The 16,598-nt window shown below is 53.7% G+C and carries 11 protein-coding genes and 2 pseudogenes; 8 read left to right on the top strand and 5 right to left on the bottom strand.

Annotated elements, in window-relative coordinates; translation table 11 throughout:
* Positions 1-161: 161 nt before the first annotated feature.
* On the top strand, positions 162-1,988 hold the full coding sequence (gene recQ, locus DES54_RS07320; RefSeq protein WP_113866110.1) for an ATP-dependent DNA helicase RecQ: 1,827 nt from the start codon (positions 162-164) through the stop codon (positions 1,986-1,988).
* Positions 1,989-2,030: 42 nt separating this feature from the next.
* Here recQ and rhtB read toward each other — a convergent pair.
* Positions 2,031-2,605: pseudogene (gene rhtB, locus DES54_RS07315) on the bottom strand (homoserine/homoserine lactone efflux protein).
* Positions 2,606-2,779: 174 nt separating this feature from the next.
* On the opposite strand from rhtB, the gene pldB reads away from it, so the two are divergent.
* Together pldB and yigL are read left to right on the top strand one after the other, a co-directional pair.
* A complete protein-coding gene (pldB, locus tag DES54_RS07310; RefSeq protein WP_113865998.1) occupies positions 2,780-3,772 on the top strand; it encodes a lysophospholipase L2 in 993 nt (330 codons plus the stop codon).
* Positions 3,773-3,820: 48 nt separating this feature from the next.
* Positions 3,821-4,621 carry a sugar/pyridoxal phosphate phosphatase YigL gene (gene yigL / locus DES54_RS07305; RefSeq protein ID WP_113865996.1) on the top strand — a complete coding sequence of 267 codons (801 nt, stop codon included), beginning with the start codon at positions 3,821-3,823 and terminating at the stop codon, positions 4,619-4,621.
* Between the two features lie 86 nt (positions 4,622-4,707).
* On the opposite strand, the pseudogene glpT reads toward yigL, so the two are convergent.
* Positions 4,708-6,058, bottom strand: a pseudogene (glpT, locus tag DES54_RS07300) (glycerol-3-phosphate transporter).
* Between the two features lie 311 nt (positions 6,059-6,369).
* On the opposite strand from glpT, the gene glpA reads away from it, so the two are divergent.
* The 4 genes from glpA to DES54_RS07280 all read left to right on the top strand — a co-directional run bounded on the left by glpA (position 6,370) and on the right by DES54_RS07280 (position 11,569).
* Complete coding sequence (glpA, locus tag DES54_RS07295) at positions 6,370-8,037, top strand: anaerobic glycerol-3-phosphate dehydrogenase subunit A (RefSeq protein WP_113866109.1); 1,668 nt, start codon at positions 6,370-6,372, stop codon at positions 8,035-8,037.
* Positions 8,027-9,289: a glycerol-3-phosphate dehydrogenase subunit GlpB gene (gene glpB, locus DES54_RS07290; protein ID WP_113865994.1), complete on the top strand. Its 1,263-nt coding sequence runs from the start codon at positions 8,027-8,029 to the stop codon at positions 9,287-9,289. Before glpA ends, glpB begins: the two co-directional genes overlap by 11 nt.
* The gene (glpC, locus tag DES54_RS07285; RefSeq protein WP_113865992.1) at positions 9,286-10,497 is read left to right on the top strand and encodes an anaerobic glycerol-3-phosphate dehydrogenase subunit GlpC; all 1,212 of its coding nucleotides are present in this window, start codon (positions 9,286-9,288) and stop codon (positions 10,495-10,497) included. Before glpB ends, glpC begins: the two co-directional genes overlap by 4 nt.
* A gap of 376 nt (positions 10,498-10,873) precedes the next feature.
* Entirely contained in the window at positions 10,874-11,569 is a 696-nt protein-coding gene (locus DES54_RS07280) for a pirin family protein (protein ID WP_113865990.1), read from the top strand.
* Positions 11,570-11,685: 116 nt separating this feature from the next.
* Here the strand turns inward: DES54_RS07280 and DES54_RS07275 are convergent, their stop codons facing one another.
* Complete coding sequence (locus DES54_RS07275; RefSeq protein WP_113865988.1) at positions 11,686-12,279, bottom strand: YhgN family NAAT transporter; 594 nt, start codon at positions 12,277-12,279, stop codon at positions 11,686-11,688.
* 205 nt (positions 12,280-12,484) lie between these two features.
* On the opposite strand from DES54_RS07275, the gene asd reads away from it, so the two are divergent.
* The gene (asd, locus tag DES54_RS07270; RefSeq protein ID WP_113865986.1) at positions 12,485-13,588 is read left to right on the top strand and encodes an aspartate-semialdehyde dehydrogenase; all 1,104 of its coding nucleotides are present in this window, start codon (positions 12,485-12,487) and stop codon (positions 13,586-13,588) included.
* A gap of 75 nt (positions 13,589-13,663) precedes the next feature.
* Here the strand turns inward: asd and DES54_RS07265 are convergent, their stop codons facing one another.
* Both DES54_RS07265 and DES54_RS07260 read right to left on the bottom strand, forming a co-directional pair.
* A complete protein-coding gene (locus DES54_RS07265) occupies positions 13,664-15,382 on the bottom strand; it encodes a sensor histidine kinase (protein WP_113865984.1) in 1,719 nt (572 codons plus the stop codon).
* A 662-nt stretch (positions 15,383-16,044) separates the two neighbouring features.
* Complete coding sequence (locus DES54_RS07260; protein WP_113865982.1) at positions 16,045-16,410, bottom strand: Mor transcription activator family protein; 366 nt, start codon at positions 16,408-16,410, stop codon at positions 16,045-16,047.
* Between the last annotated feature and the right edge of the window lie 188 nt (positions 16,411-16,598).

Raw genomic sequence — 16,598 nt, 5'->3', positions numbered from 1 at the left:
TGCTCGCATCGTTGTTTGCGCCATCTGAAGAAATAGGGAAAATTTTTCGGGCAGACACGCAAGTATGGCGATAACCTGACGCACTGCTCTTTAAAGCATTGCAGTTTTATCGGACGGCGCTGAAAATAGCGCCTGTTGGATTTCATCGGATTGGGGAACGCGTGTCTACGGCGGAAGTATTGAATAAGGAAACGCTTGCGGTTCAGGTTTTACGGGAGACGTTTGGCTACAAACAATTCCGGCCCGGTCAGCAAGCGATCATCAACGCGACTATCGGCGGGCGGGATTGTCTGGTTGTGATGCCGACGGGCGGGGGGAAATCGCTCTGTTATCAGATCCCCGCGTTGGTAATGGACGGCCTGACGCTGGTGGTATCTCCCCTTATTTCGCTGATGAAAGATCAGGTCGATCAGCTACAGGCGTATGGCGTCAGCGCGGCTTGCCTGAATTCGACCCAAACGCGTGAGCAGCAGCTTGAGGTGATGGCGGGGTGCCGCAGCGGAGAAATCAAGTTGCTGTATATCGCGCCGGAGCGTCTGGCGACAGACAGTTTTCTCGATCACCTGATTCACTGGCAGCCAGCCTTGATCGCCGTTGATGAAGCGCACTGTATCTCTCAGTGGGGCCATGATTTTCGCCCTGAATACCGGGCGTTGGGGCAGGCTAAACAGCGTTTTCCCCACCTGCCGGTTATTGCGCTGACCGCGACGGCGGATGAAACCACGCGGCGCGACATTATCCGGCTGCTTGATCTTCAGTCGCCGCTTATTCAGATCAGTAGTTTCGACCGACCCAATATTCGCTACACGCTGGTGGAAAAATTCAAACCGCTCGATCAGCTTTGGATGTTCGTTCAAGGGCAGCGCGGCAAAAGCGGCATTATTTATTGCAACAGCCGGGCCAAGGTGGAAGATATCAGCGCGCGTCTGCAAAGCCGCGGGCTGAGTGTGGCGGCCTATCATGCTGGACTGGATAATCAACGGCGCGCTCAGGTGCAGGAAGCCTTCCAACGTGACGATCTTCAGGTGGTGGTGGCGACGGTGGCGTTTGGCATGGGCATCAATAAGCCGAATGTGCGCTTCGTTGTGCATTTTGATATTCCGCGCAATATTGAATCCTACTATCAGGAAACCGGGCGCGCCGGGCGCGCCGGGCTGGCGGCGGAAGCGGTGCTGTTTTACGATCCGGCGGATATGGCCTGGTTGCGGCGTTGTCTGGAAGAAAAACCAGCCGGGCAGCAACTGGACATTGAGCGCCATAAGTTGAACGTCATGGGCGCGTTTGCCGAAGCGCAAACCTGCCGCCGTCTGGTGTTGCTGAACTATTTCGGCGAAGGCCGGCAGCAGGCGTGCGGTAACTGTGATATCTGCCTCGATCCGCCGAAGCGTTATGATGCCCTGATCGATGCGCAAAAAGCGCTCTCCTGCGTTTATCGAATCGGACAACGCTTTGGGATGGGGTATACCGTCGAAGTGCTGCGCGGGGCGAATAACCAACGTATCCGTGAGTTCGGCCATGACAAATTGCCGGTTTATGGCATTGGACGGGAAAAGTCGCAGGAGCATTGGGTCAGCGTGTTGCGCCAACTGATCCACCTCGGCCTGCTGAGTCAGAATATCGCTTTGCATTTCGCATTACAGTTGACCGAATCGGCCCGTCCGGTGCTGCGTAGCGAAGTGCCTTTGCAGTTGGCCGTGCCGCGGGTGATCAATCTGAAACCGCGCGCCAGTCAGAAATCCTACGGCGGTAATTACGATCGCAAGCTATTCGCCAAATTGCGCAAGCTGCGTAAATCCATCGCCGATGAAGACAATATTCCGCCTTATGTGGTGTTCAGTGACGCCACGTTGCTGGAAATGGCCGAACTGATGCCGATTACCGCCGGTGAACTGCTGAATATTAATGGCGTCGGTCATCGCAAACTTGAGCGTTTTGGCGCGCCGTTTATGAACATGATCCGCGATCACGTTGATAACGGCGACGAGTGATGACGGTAACCCCGGCTGGCATCAAATCGGTCAATAGACGCGTCAGGTTTTTCTGGCGGTAGCCAGCAGCGCGCCGATCAGCACAAACAGCGAACCGAATATCCGGTTGAGCGTTTGCATTTGACGCGGGCCTTTCAGCCAGCCTGAAATGCGTGTCGCTAGCGTGGCATAACCAATCATCACCAGCACGTCGACGACAACGGTTGTCATGCCTAAAACCATATACTGCGCGGCTTGCGGTTCATGCGGCATGATGAACTGCGGAAACAGCGCGGCCAGAAACACAATGCTTTTGGGATTGGTCAGATTCACCAGCACGGCCCGTTTAAACAGCCGGCGGCGCGCCATTGCTGGATACCCAGCCAGATGAGATAGGCTGCTCCCAACCATTTAAGAATATCGAACGCCAATACGGAGTTGGCCAGCAGTGCGCCCAGCCCAATCCCCACCAGCACAATATGTATCGACAGGCCGACCTGCAAGCCGCAGATTGACGCGACCGTACCGCGATAGCCGTGGCTGATGCCCGTACTCATGGTGTTGATGGCGCCGGAACCCGGAGAGAGGCTGAGAATGAATGTTGTCAGTAAATAGGTTAGCCACCAGTCAATGGTCATTGCGAATGCTTCCTGTTGATTGTTTTCTCTGGCCGCGTCCTGCCTGCCACCTTTCAGGCCGTTGCTGCGCAACGTTAAAAATTTCGCCTGGAAATTTTTTATGCAACAATACGCTGTTATTGATATTTCAAAAAGCCTTTCCGTTAGCTTTATTGTCTGCACCGGAGACGTATGATGATCCCATATCACAATAACCTGTTAACGCGAGAAGCACAGTTTTCTGCCTTTGCTACCGGAGAGTTGCTGAACTTTTGGCTTCAGCGTGAGGAAGGAGAGTTCCTCGGCGTCGATAATGTGCCGATCCGTTTTGTTCGTTTCTCTGCGCCGCAACATCGGCATGTGGTAGCGGTATTTCCCGGCCGCATTGAAAGCTATGTAAAATATAGCGAAGTGGCTTACGATCTTTTTCATCATGGCTATGACGTGTTGATGATGGATCACCGTGGACAAGGGCGATCCGGTCGGCTGTTGGATGATAGTCATCGTGGGCATGTATTACGCTTTAGTGATTACGTGGATGACATTGCGCGATTGTGGCAACAGCAAATCGAGCCGCGAGCCTATACGCGCCGATTTGCGCTGGCCCACTCGATGGGCGGCGCGATCTTGGCCCATTTTCTGGCGCGTCGGCCGGAAGCATTCGCTTCCGCAGCGCTGTGCGCGCCGATGTGCGGTATCCATTTGCCCATCCCTCACTGGCTGGCGTGGCGGGTGCTCGACTGGTCGGAGCGACGTCCTGCCATGCGTGACTATTATGCGGTTGGCACCGGACAATGGCGGCCTTTGCCCTATATGGTCAATATGTTGACCCACAGTCGTGAACGCTATCAACGTAACGTCAGATTTTATGCGGATTACCCGGAGTTGCGCGTCGGCGGGCCGACTTATCATTGGGTGCGTGAAGCGATGATCGCCGGTAAACAGTTATTGGCGCGGGCGGCGGATATCACCACGCCGATCTTGCTGTTGCAGGCGCAGGAAGATCGGGTGGTGGACAATTGTAGCCAGGATGCCTTTTGTCAGGCGCTGGCACAGGCCGGTCACCCTTGCGCGGGCGGCGCGCCTCAGGTTATCGCGGGCGCGCGCCATGAGATCCTGTTCGAGAAGGATAACCTGCGCGCTCAGGCGTTTGCGCTGATTCTGGCTCATTTTGCCGATTATCATTAAATTTTGCGGCGTGCGCCGCCAACACCACAGAGGTTAAATTTCATCGTTATGTACCATGTCGTTGCTTCCGATTTAGATGGCACGCTGCTGTCGCCCGACCATACCTTATCGTCGTATGCCAAAGAAACGCTCAAGCTGCTGACCGAAAAAGGGATTCATTTTGTGTTCGCCACCGGACGGCATCATGGGGATGTGGCGCAAATTCGTGATGGTCTGGGTATCAGCGCGTTTATGATCACCTCTAACGGGGCGCGGGTACATAACACACAGGGAGAACTGATTTTTAGTCACAATCTGGATCAGGATATCGCCCATGATCTGTATCATGTGATGCATGCTAGCCCGGATATCCTGACGCACGTCTACCGCAACGATGACTGGTTCATGAACCGTATCCGGCCCGAAGAGGAGCGTTTTTTCCGCGAGTCGGTTTTCAAGTACAAATTATTCGAACCGGGTCTGCTGGAAACGGATGGTATCAGTAAGGTGTTCTTTACCGGTGATTCGCATGAGCAACTGTTACCGCTGGAAGAAGCGATCAATGCGCGCTGGGGCGATCGCGTCAATGTGAGCTTTTCGGCGCTCACCTGCCTGGAAGTGATGGCGGGCGGCGTATCCAAAGGACATGCGTTGGAGCAGGTGGTGAAAACCATCGGCTTTTCGCTGAAAGAGTGCATCGCCTTCGGCGACGGCATGAATGATTATGAAATGTTGTCTATGGTGGGGAAAGGCTGTGTCATGGAGAATGCGCATCAGCGCCTGAAAAATCTGTTGCCGGACCGCGAAGTGATCGGCACCAACGCCGCAAGCGCTGTACCGAACTATCTGCGTGATCTGTTCCTGAGATAATGGCGAGCGAGGGGAGATAAAGGCGGATAGCGAAAGAAAAGGCGGCGCCCACGACACGCCGCCAGAAGAATGCTGACAAGATAAAATTATACGCGATTCGCTAATTCTTCTTTGTGCTTTTTCTCGCTGAACATCACCACCACCAGCAAAATCACCGACAGTATGCTGCCGCCGATCATCACCATGAAGCCGCCGTCCCAGCCGAAGAAATCGACGGTATAACCGACGATGGCGCTGGCCGCTACGGAACCGCCGAGGTAACCGAACAGACCGGTGAATCCCGCCGCGGTGCCTGCCGCTTTTTTCGGCGCCAGTTCCAGTGCATGCAGGCCAATCAGCATAACCGGGCCGTAAATCAGGAAGCCGATGATGATCATGCAGGCCATGTCCACCGCTGGATTCCCCGCCGGGTTCATCCAATAAACGAGGGTGGCGATGGTCACCAGTATCATAAAGAACACGCCGGTCGCGCCACGGTTGCCCCTGAAGACCTTATCGGACATCCAGCCGCATAGCAGCGTGCCGGGGATACCGGCATATTCATACAGGAAATATGTCCAGGACAATTTATCCAGAGCAAAGTGTTTCACTTCTTTGAGGTAGGTTGGCGACCAGTCAAGGATGCCGTAACGCAGCAGATACACGAAGACGTTGGCAATCGCGATGTACCACAACAGTTTTGTTGGGGAAAACGTATTGCATGAAAATTTGCCTGGCGGTGAGTTCTTCTTCCGCTTTTTCATTGTAATCGACCGGGTAGTCGTTTTTATATTCTTCAATAGGCGGCAGACCGCAGGATTGCGGGGTGTCGCGCATCAGCGCAAACGCGATCAGCGCCACCACAATGGCGGCAAACGCCGGCATATATAACGCGGCTTTCCAATCGTTAAACCAGGCCATTCCCAGCAGGAACAGCAGTGGCGGCAGTCCGCCGCCGACGTTGTGCGCGCAATTCCAGATTGATACGATGCCGCCGCGCTCTTTCTGCGACCACCCGTGAACCATGGTGCGTCCGCATGGCGGCCATCCCATTCCCTGAAACCAGCCGCATAGGAACAGCAGCACGAACATCACCGCAATGCTCGATGTCGCCCAGGGGACAAATCCCATGAACAGCATGACGGCAGCCGACAGGATCAAGCCGGCCGATGAGAACACGCGCGGATTGGAGCGGTCGGATACTGAGCCCATGATGAATTTGGAAAAGCCATAGGCAATTGAAATACCGGATAACGCGAAACCCAGATCGCCACGGGAAAAGCCCTGTTCGATCAGATAAGGCATTGCCAGCGTGAAGTTTTTACGCACCAGATAGTAGGCGGCGTAGCCAAAAAATATCCCCATGAAAATCTGCCAGCGTAGGCGGCGATAGACAGGATCAATATGATCTTTTGCCATACGCGGCTGATGAGCGGCAGGTTTAAAAATACTCAGCATAGATATCTCCAATGCGAATGAAAACGACAATTTATTGTTCTATTACGAGCGTGATTGTAATGAGGAAGCGGGTTGGTATCTGTGATTCATCACTCAAATGTTACGTTTTTATTACAATGTAATATTTTTTGGGATGATGTTAACAACATTGATGGGATAAAAAGTTCATTTTTAGTGATTCAAATCACGTCTATAACCTTTGGTTCGCTATTTGATTTCGTTTTTTGTTCGTTATTGCTCTTTATCAAACATTATATCGCTATTTTGTGTCCTAATAGCAACATATGATGAGCGTCTGGGGCACAAACATGATGCAGAAGAGTGAAGCATACCAGGAAACCGATGTCATTATTATTGGCGGTGGCGCGACAGGCGCCGGTATTGCGCGGGATTGTGCATTACGCGGATTACGCTGTCTGTTGCTGGAGCGCCATGATATCGCGACCGGGGCGACCGGACGTAATCATGGTCTGTTGCACAGCGGCGCTCGTTATGCCGTGACAGATGGCGAATCCGCACGCGAGTGTATTGAAGAAAACACCATTCTGCGCCGTATCGCTCGTCACTGTATTGAACCCACGGACGGCTTGTTCCTGACGCTGCTGGAAGATGATCTTGGCTGGCAGAGCCAGTTTATTACCGCCTGCCGGCAGGCGGGGATCAATGCACAAGCGATTGAACCGCGGGAAGCGCTGCGGCTGGAACCGGCAGCCAACCCTGCGCTGATCGGCGCGGTGCGGGTGCCTGACGGCACGGTCGATCCTTTCCGGCTGACGGCGGCCAACATGATCGACGCCTGCGAGCACGGCGCGAGAGTGTTGACGTATCATGAGGTGATGGGGTTGATCCGTCATGGCGATCGCATTACTGGCGTGCGTGTTTTCGACCATAAACGCTCCATTGAAACAGAAATACACGCGAAAATCGTCGTTAATGCGGCCGGGATCTGGGGGCAGCATATCGCCGAATATGCCGATCTGCGGGTGCGTATGTTTCCGGCCAAAGGCGCCTTGCTGATTCTCGGTCACCGGATTAATAACATGGTTATTAACCGCTGCCGCAAACCGGCGGATGCCGACATTCTGGTGCCGGGCGATACCATTTCCCTGATTGGCACCACCTCGACCCACATTGATTACGACCAAATCGACAACATGGTGGTGACGCCCGCGGAAGTCGATACCCTGATTCGTGAAGGCAGCATGCTGGCGCCGAAGCTGGCGACCACGCGGATCTTGCGCGCCTATGCCGGGGTACGCCCATTGGTGGCGAACGACAGCGATCCGACCGGGCGCAGCGTGAGCCGCGGCATTGTGCTGCTCGATCATGCCAGCCGAGATGGGCTGGAAGGCTTTATCACCATCACCGGCGGTAAACTGATGACCTATCGGCTGATGGCCGAATGGACCACGGACAAAATTTGCGAAAAGCTGGGCTATAACGTTGCCTGTTCCACGGCTCAGCGAGCACTGCCGGGTTCTGAACCTGTCGCCGGACGCCACCAGACCGCGCAAGCCGCATCCAAACGCCCGGATGAAAAACCGTGGTCCGCGCCGCTGCGCGGATCGGCGATTTATCGTCACGGCGATCGCGCCGGACGTTTGCGCTCAGGCGAACGTCTGGACGGCGGTCTGGTTTGCGAGTGTGAGGCGGTTACCGCCGGTGAAGTGCGCTACGCGGTGGAGTCGTTACAGGTGAATAACCTGATTGATTTACGTCGGCGAACGCGCGTCGGCATGGGAACCTGTCAGGGAGAACTGTGCGCGTGCCGGGCCGCGGGGTTATTGTGCCGCCTGGGACAATCGACGCCGGAGCAATCCATCAGCCAACTCAGCCAGTTTCTGAATGAACGCTGGAAGGGTATTCGCCCGGTTGCCTGGGGCAATACGCTGCGCGAAAGCGAGTTTACCAACTGGGTCTATCAGGGGCTATGTGGTTTGACGGCGGATGACGGTCAGGAGGAATACCATGCGCTATGACGTAGTCATCATTGGCGGCGGACTGGCCGGGCTAACCTGCGGTATTCGGTTGTCTGAAGCGGGAAAACGTTGTGCGATCGTCAGCGCCGGACAAAGCGCGTTGCATTTCTCTTCCGGCGCGCTGGATTTGCTCTCTTGCCTGCCGGATGGCCGGGCGGTCAGTCAGCCGCTATCGGCATTGGCCGAGTTGGTCAGCCTGGCGCCGCGACATCCCTATTCGCGTATCGGCGTCGAACGAATTACGGCATTGCTGCCAGAGGCGCAGGCGTTGCTCAACCGTTCTGGTGTCACGGTGCAGGGCGATTATCGGCAAAACCATCAACGTATGACGCCGCTGGGCAAGTTTCGCCCCTGCTGGCTCAGCCCCATCGACAGCGTGACGCGCGGTTGGTCGGACGCGCCGCATTGGGAAACGCCGTTGATTGCCGGTATTGAAGGTTTTCTCGATTTTCAATCCCGTATTGTGGCAGGCGCATTGCAGCAGCAAGGGATCACCGCCCGCAGTGATGAATTAAAACTGCCGGTGCTGGATGGTTTACGTCTCAACCCCAGCGAATTTCGGTCGGTGAATATCGCCCGCCTGTTGGATGATCCTGACAATCTGGCGACGTTGAGCGATGAACTGAGCATGTTGTCCAGCGGCAACGATGTGGTCATTATGCCGGCGTGTCTGGGGCTGGAAAACGCATCGGTGTTGCGCGAATTGCACAATGCCATCGGCAAACCCGTGATGCTGTTGCCCACGTTGCCGCCATCATTGTTAGGGTTGCGTTTGCATCAGGCGTTGTCGCGCCGTTTTCGCCAATTGGGTGGCATGGTGATGCCGGGCGATAGCGTGGCGCGCGCCGAACTGGGGCCGCATGATGCGCGGTTGTATACCCGCAATCACGGCGATATCCCGCTGCGCGCGACGCAGGTGGTCCTGGCCAGCGGCAGTTTCTTCAGCAATGGTCTGGTTGCGCAATTCGATCGGATCACTGAGCCGGTATTCGGGTTGGATGTGCGTTTCGAGGCCCGTCGCGAGTGCTGGAGTCAACAGGATGTCTTTGCCGCTCAACCCTATATGCAATTCGGCGTGATGACGGATGAATGCCTGCGGCCCGCCGTTGGCGGTAAAACCGTGGCCGGCTTGTATGCCATTGGCGCGGTACTGGAAGGGTTCGATCCGATCGCTCAGGGATGTGGCGCGGGCGTCTCCCTGTTAAGCGCGTTGTATGTCGCCGACCAGATACTGAAGGAGAGCAACCCATGAGTCTGCTGACCGACAACAGTTTTGAGAATTGCATCAAGTGTACGGTATGTACCACCTATTGCCCGGTATCGCGGGTTAACCCAGCGTATCCGGGGCCGAAGCAGGCTGGCCCGGATGGTGAGCGGTTACGGCGTAAAGATCCCGCTTTGTACGATGAAGCATTAAAATATTGCACCAACTGTAAGCGCTGTGAAGTGGCTTGTCCTTCGGATGTGAAAATCGGCGACATCATTCAGCGTGCGAAAGCCAGCTACAGTGAACACAAACCGACATTGCGTGACGCTATCCTGAGTCATACCGATTTTATGGGAACGGTGGCGACGCCCTTTGCGCCATTGGTCAATACCGCGACCAGCCTTAAGCCAGTGCGCCAGTTGCTGGATAAAGCGCTGAAAATCGACCATCGTCGTCAGTTGCCAAAATATGCTTTCGGGACGTTTCGGCGCTGGTATCGCCAGCAGGCGGAACAGCAACGGCGCTATTGCGAACAAATCGCCTACTTTCACGGCTGCTGCGTGAACAACAACCATCCCCAATTGGGGAAAGACCTGATTCGGGTGTTCAACGCGCTGGACATCGGCGTGCAACTGCTGAGCAAAGAGAAATGCTGCGGGGTGCCGCTGATTGCCAATGGTTATCACGATCAGGCGCGTAAACAGGCGCGGATCAACATCAACGCGCTGGACGAGGCGATCAACGGCAAAACGCTGCCGGTGGTGGCGACCTCATCCAGTTGCACCTTTACGCTACGGGATGAATATCCGCATCTGTTGGGCGTCGATAACGGCAATGTGCGTGAAGGCATCGAACTGGTTACGCGTCGTCTCTATCGCTTATTGGAAGATGAGGGGCGCACCTTGCCGCTGCGTGCGCTGCCGCTACGCGTGGCCTATCATACGCCATGCCATCTGGAGCGCATGGGGTGGACGGCTTATACGCTCGCGCTGTTGCAGCGCATTCCCGGCATTGAACTGACGGTGCTGGATTCTCAGTGCTGTGGCATTGCCGGCACCTATGGCTTCAAAAAGGAAAACTACACCACGGCGCAGGGTATTGGCGCGTCACTGTTCCGCCAGATAGAAGAAAGCGGGGCGGATGTGGTGGTGACCGATTGCGAAACCTGTAAATGGCAAATCGAAATGTCCACCAGTAAACCCTGTGAGCATCCTGTCACGCTACTTGCGCGGGCATTGATGGAGAAGGCGTAGCGAACAGTCGACGGCGTATTAAAAAAAACTTTACAGATACGAATGATAATGATTATTATTGCCATGCATTCCGGGGAAACCAGCGATATGGCGTGTATTGATGGTTTATATAGACGATGTTTGTATAAATGATGTTCACGTGATAACCGCGGTTTTGCTGTGAAGGCACGACATTGCTCACATTGCTTCCAGTATTTTATTTAGCCAGCTCGGGTGCTGGCTTTTTTTTGTCCGTTTTTCGCCTTACTCTGAGCTTTTCCCATCGCGTGTTGCCACACCTGTTCTGATTTTTTGAACAGAGCGTTAAGTTTTTTACGCTATCTTATTCCCTATCACCCGTTAGACTTTGACTTATCAAAACGCGGGAGTGACTGACATGATCTATTTACGTAAAGCGCAAGATCGCGGACACGCCAACCACGGTTGGCTGGATAGCTGGCATACCTTTTCCTTTGCCGATTATTACGATCGTCAATTCATGGGTTTTTCAGCGTTGCGCGTCATCAATGAAGACAGGATAGAAGGCGGACAAGGTTTTGGCACGCATCCGCACAAAGACATGGAAATCCTGACCTATGTGTTGAGCGGAACGGTTGAACACCAGGATAGCATGGGCAACAAAGAACAGATTCAGGCCGGCGAGTTTCAAATCATGAGCGCCGGGACGGGCATCCGCCATTCCGAATATAATGCCAGCCGTGATGAACTGCTGCATTTGTATCAGATTTGGATTATCCCTGAAAAGACCGGGCTGACGCCGCGCTATGACCAGAAACGCTTCGATGTTCCGCAAGGACGGCAACTGGTGTTGTCGCCGGACGCCCGTGAGGGCTCGCTGAAAGTTTTTCAGGATATGACATTATGGCGCTGGGCGTTGAAACCGCAGGAACAGTCTGTTTATCAGGCCCAGGCGCAACGCCGTATCTGGATTCAGGTGGTGCGCGGCAGCGTGGCGATTAACGGTCATCAGGCGCAAACCAGCGATGCGCTGGCGATATGGGATGAAGAAACGCTCTCGGTTCACGCCAGTCAGGACAGCGAAATTCTGCTGTTTGATTTGCCGCCGGTATAATTATTTCTTCTGAATATTAAAATCGCATCAAGTCGCCGCTTTTAATGGTGGGCTATTCCAGCCCACCACGCTAAACAACGTTGAAAATGGTCAACAACGCTGAAAACGCGCCGGGATCACAGCTTCATATAAGCGCGCACGCCATCAAGGAACATTTGGGTCGAAAGCATGACCAGAATCAACCCCATTAGTTTTTCCAACGCGCTGACGCCTTTTTCTCCCAGCAGACGCAAAAACAGATCCGACATCAACAGAATAATAAAAGAGATGCCCCAGGCGATAAAAAGCGCGAGGGTCAGATGCGGTAATTGATCCGGGTATTGGTGCGACAGCAGCATCAGCGCCGCGAGGATCGACGGGCCGGCCACCAGCGGGATCGCCATCGGCACCAGAAAAGGCTCTTCACCGGCGGGTAAACCGCTGCTGTTTCCCTCCTTCGAGGGAAATATCATACGAATGGCGATCAGGAACAACACGATACCACCCGAAATGGATACCGTTTCGGTGCGCAGGTTGAGAAACGCCAGTATGTGCTCGCCGGCAAAAAGAAAAATCAGCATCAGCCCCAGCGCGATCAACATCTCGCGGATCAGCACCACGCGTCGGCGTTTCGGGTCTAAATGCTTGAGCACCGACATGAAGACCGGCAGGTTGCCCAGGGGGTCCATTATTAGCAGCAACAGAACCGTTGCCGAGATCATTTCCGTCATGGTGTTTTTTTTACTCCTGAAATCCTGTTTCCTAAAATTACAGCATGGCGATATTAGAATCACTGCTAAAAAACGTGGCGCCATCGAATAAATTCACTTGCGACTTTATGTACATTTTGTATGGTGGAAATACATCATTCTTAATGTATTTACGACATTAAAACAGCCAGAATTCTTTTTATTGCCCCAAGGCAGGACAGTTACCATGAAAAATGTTGGTTTTATTGGCTGGCGCGGTATGGTCGGTTCGGTTCTCATGCAACGCATGCAGGAAGAACGCGACTTTGATGCCATCCGCCCGGTATTCTTTTCTACTTCGCAGCACGGCGAACCTGCACCGGCATTGGGTGGTCAGCAAGGCGTATTGCAGGACGCCTACGATCTGGACGCGTTGCGCGCGCTGGATATCATCATCACCTGTCAGGGGGGGGATTATACCAACGAAGTCTATCCGAAGCTGCGTGAAAGCGGCTGGCAGGGTTACTGGATTGATGCCGCGTCTTCTCTGCGCATGAAAGATGACGCCATTATCATTCTGGACCCGGTTAACCACGCGGTGATTAAGCAAGGTCTGGATAAGGGTATTAAAACGTTTGTCGGCGGCAACTGCACCGTTAGCCTGATGCTGATGTCGCTGGGCGGTCTGTTTGCCAACGATTTGGTTGACTGGGTATCGGTCGCCACCTATCAGGCCGCTTCCGGCGGCGGCGCACGGCATATGCGTGAACTGCTGGTGCAGATGGGGATGCTGAATAGCGAAGTCGCCAAAGAACTGCAAGATCCGGCGTCGGCTATTCTGGATATCGAACGTAAAGTCACGGCGCTGACGCGCAGCGGCACCCTGCCGACCGATAATTTCGGCGTGCCGTTGGCCGGTAGCCTGATCCCGTGGATCGATAAACAACTGGATAACGGGCAGAGCCGTGAGGAATGGAAAGGTCAGGCGGAAACCAACAAAATCCTCGGCGCCAGCCAACTGATCCCGGTTGATGGGTTGTGTGTCCGCGTAGGGGCGCTGCGCTGTCATAGTCAGGCGTTTACGATAAAACTGAAAAAAGACGTGGCGCTGCCGGAAATCGAGCACCTGCTGGCAACCCATAACGATTGGGTGAAGGTGGTGCCGAACGATCGTGAGATCACCATGCGTGAACTGACGCCCGCCGCCGTCACCGGTACGTTGTCAACGCCGGTTGGCCGTCTGCGTAAACTGAACATGGGGCCGGAGTACCTGTCCGCTTTCACGGTCGGCGATCAGTTGCTGTGGGGGGCGGCTGAACCGTTGCGTCGCATGCTGCGTATTCTGCTGTAACGCCGGTTTGTTTTGTGGCGCAATCCGCTGGGGATTGCGCCTGTGTTCAGCTTCTTTTCTTCCAACGCTCGGCGATTAAGCCGCCTTTCCAATATTCTCCAGCGCTTTGCGCGGTGAAATCAGCGGTACACGCACCTCAACACGGGTAAATCTTTCGGATTCGCAGACCACCGTAATGCCGTAACGGTTGCCATAGCGGGCTTTGATGCGCCGATCCACCAGATTCATGCCCAGCCCGTCGCCCCCTTCGGGTGGCTGATACATGCCTGCATTATCTTCCACCGTCAGTTCCAGCGTATTGGCGCGCATACGTCCGCGGATGTGGATATAACCGCTGTCGATCATCTGGGAAATGCCGTGCTTGATGGCATTCTCGACGATGGGTTGCAGAGAAAATGCGGGTAATCGGGCTTCCAGCAAGTCGTCAGGCAGGGAAATCTCCACCGTCAGATGATCGGCGAAGCGCGCTTTTTCGATTTCCAGATAAGCATTAACGTGTTCCATTTCGTCGTTAAGCGATACCTCATCGTTGCTGCGTTTGAGGTTTTTGCGGAAAAAAGTCGACAGGGACAACACCAACTGACGGGCGTGGTTGGGATTACGGCGGATCACCGCCGATAACGTGTTCAGCGCATTGAACAGAAAATGCGGGTTGACCTGCGCGTGCAGTAGCTTGATTTCCGACTGCGCCAACAACTGTTTTTGCTGCTCGAAGCGTCCGGCCAGAATCTGTGCGGACAGCAGGTGGGCGATGCCTTCCCCCAACGTCCGATTGATGCTGGAAAACAGTTTGTTCTTAGGCTCATACAGTTTGATGGTGCCGATAACGCGCTGTTCTTCGCCGCGCAACGGGATCACCAGCGTTGAACCCAGCTTGCAGTGGGAGGAAATGGAGCAAGTGTAAGACACCTCGTTGCCATCGGCGTAGACCACCTGATTGTTATCAATGGCGCGTCGGGTATGAGATGAGGTGATCGGCGAGTCGACCTTATGGTGATCGTCGCCCAGCCCGATAAACGCCAGCAGTTTGTCGCGGTCGGTGATGGCGACCGCCCCGACGCCGAGTTCCTCGTATAGAATACGCGCCACGCGCATGCTGTTCTGCTGATTGAAGCCCTGACGTAAAGCACCTTCGGCGCGGGCGGCGATTTGCAGCGCCTTGGCGGAAAACGCTGAGGTGTATTTCTCGAAAATCGCCCGCCTGTCGAGCAGAATACGCATAAACATGGCGGCTCCGATGGTGTTGGTGATCATCATTGGCAACGCGATATCCCGCACCAGTTCCACGGCGTTGCCGAAGGGACGCGCCACCAGCAGAATAATCACCATTTGCAAGATCTCAGCCACCAGCGCGGTCAACCCCACCACCAACGGCTGGAACAGCAGATCGATGCGATTGCGCCGCGCCAGATAGCGATGCAACAGACCGCCGATCAACCCTTCGGCAATGGTCGACAGCATACAGGCCAGGGCGGTCATGCCCCCCATAGAATAGCGGTGAAGCCCGCCGGTCAATCCCACCAGAAAGCCGACCGAAGGGCCGCCCAGCATGCCGCCCAACACCGTGCCGGTGGCGCGGGTATTGGCAATGGAATCATCAATGTGCAGACCGAAATAGGTTCCCATGATGCAGAACACGGAGAACACCAGATAGCACACCAGCTTGTGGGGCAAACGGATCGTGACCTGCATCAAAGGGATGAATAGCGGGGTTTTACTCAACAAATAGGCGATAACCAAATACACGCACATTTGTTGCAGTAAAGAAAGAATCAGATCGATCTGGCTGATCATGGGGGATCACTCTTAATCATATTAATCATGCACACGTTAAACAGATTATACCTTGCTTGCCGAACATAACAGTATGCTTGCGATTACCGTATTGACGTGAGAGAGATACTCGTCCACATCATTTATTTGGCAAGAAATTAGCTGACGTTCATTGGCTGATTACTTTTGGCTATATCGCTTTTTCGTCGCATGGAAATTGATGATGGGCGATATAAGCGAAAAACACACTGCCATAACTTAGTTGTATAAATATAAAAAGAAAAATTCGAGGGCGTCTTGATTAGAAGTGAGATAAACAACTAAGAGAATCTGAGATAAATGGGATTTAGTGAGACCACTGGGGATTTATCGGGATAGATTACTGTAATTACCTTTCACATACTGTAAAAAAACAAGGGCAAAAAATTTAACTCTTCTGCCCTTAATTTTACGTTCAGGTCTGCTTTCTGTCAAAAGCCCAGCCGATCCTGAATATCACGAACGGTACGATTAGCACGACGAAAAAAAACGATAATCTTTTGTCGTAGGGATGACGTCAGAAATATAGCCAATTTTGAATATGCTGACCATTCTTGAGTCGTTCTTACGAGTGGTGTACCACAACTCAGTCGATACGCCAAAACCCGCGATAAAACGATTGATGGTAAAAATTTTATCCACAATCACTTATCCTCGTCATCAAACAGATCCAGATTCGGCTGTCGGCTTTTCATCATGCGGCGATGAACACGATGAATCAGCTTTCTCAGACCACGTTCAGTGATGCCATATTTTGAACTTAGCTCCGCCCAATTGTTGCCTTTGTGCTCGTTGTAAATCTGTAGATCACGCACAGCCAGCTTATAGACATAATCACGCGGGAACGTGAAATTTTGCCCGCCGAAATGTTCAGCCAGGAAATTAGCGACGGCCAGCCCCAGTTGTTCCGCGTGCTCTGTAGAACAGCCGTAATCTGTTGCTGTCTCTGCAACGTGATCGGCAACTTCAGACAACAGCTTATGACGCTTCTCTTCCATCGTCGTGATCATGATTTACCCCTCACTGAACAGACTGAGCCTTGCGTTCGCGGGCTTGCCATTTCTTTAGTGATTCGATAACGCGACTGGCCTGGTCTGTACTGTAGTGGAATACTGAATTTGGCCACCTGAACAGAGGTGATATGCTCACCTCAGAACAACACAGGTGCTCCAATGAAAAAAAGAAATTTTAGTGCAGA

Source organism: Brenneria salicis ATCC 15712 = DSM 30166 (assembly GCF_003315515.1).
Classification (GTDB): Bacteria; Pseudomonadota; Gammaproteobacteria; order Enterobacterales; family Enterobacteriaceae; genus Brenneria; species Brenneria salicis.
The sequence above is the reverse complement of the archived record's forward strand: the minus strand, read 5'-3'. Positions and strand labels throughout refer to the sequence as shown.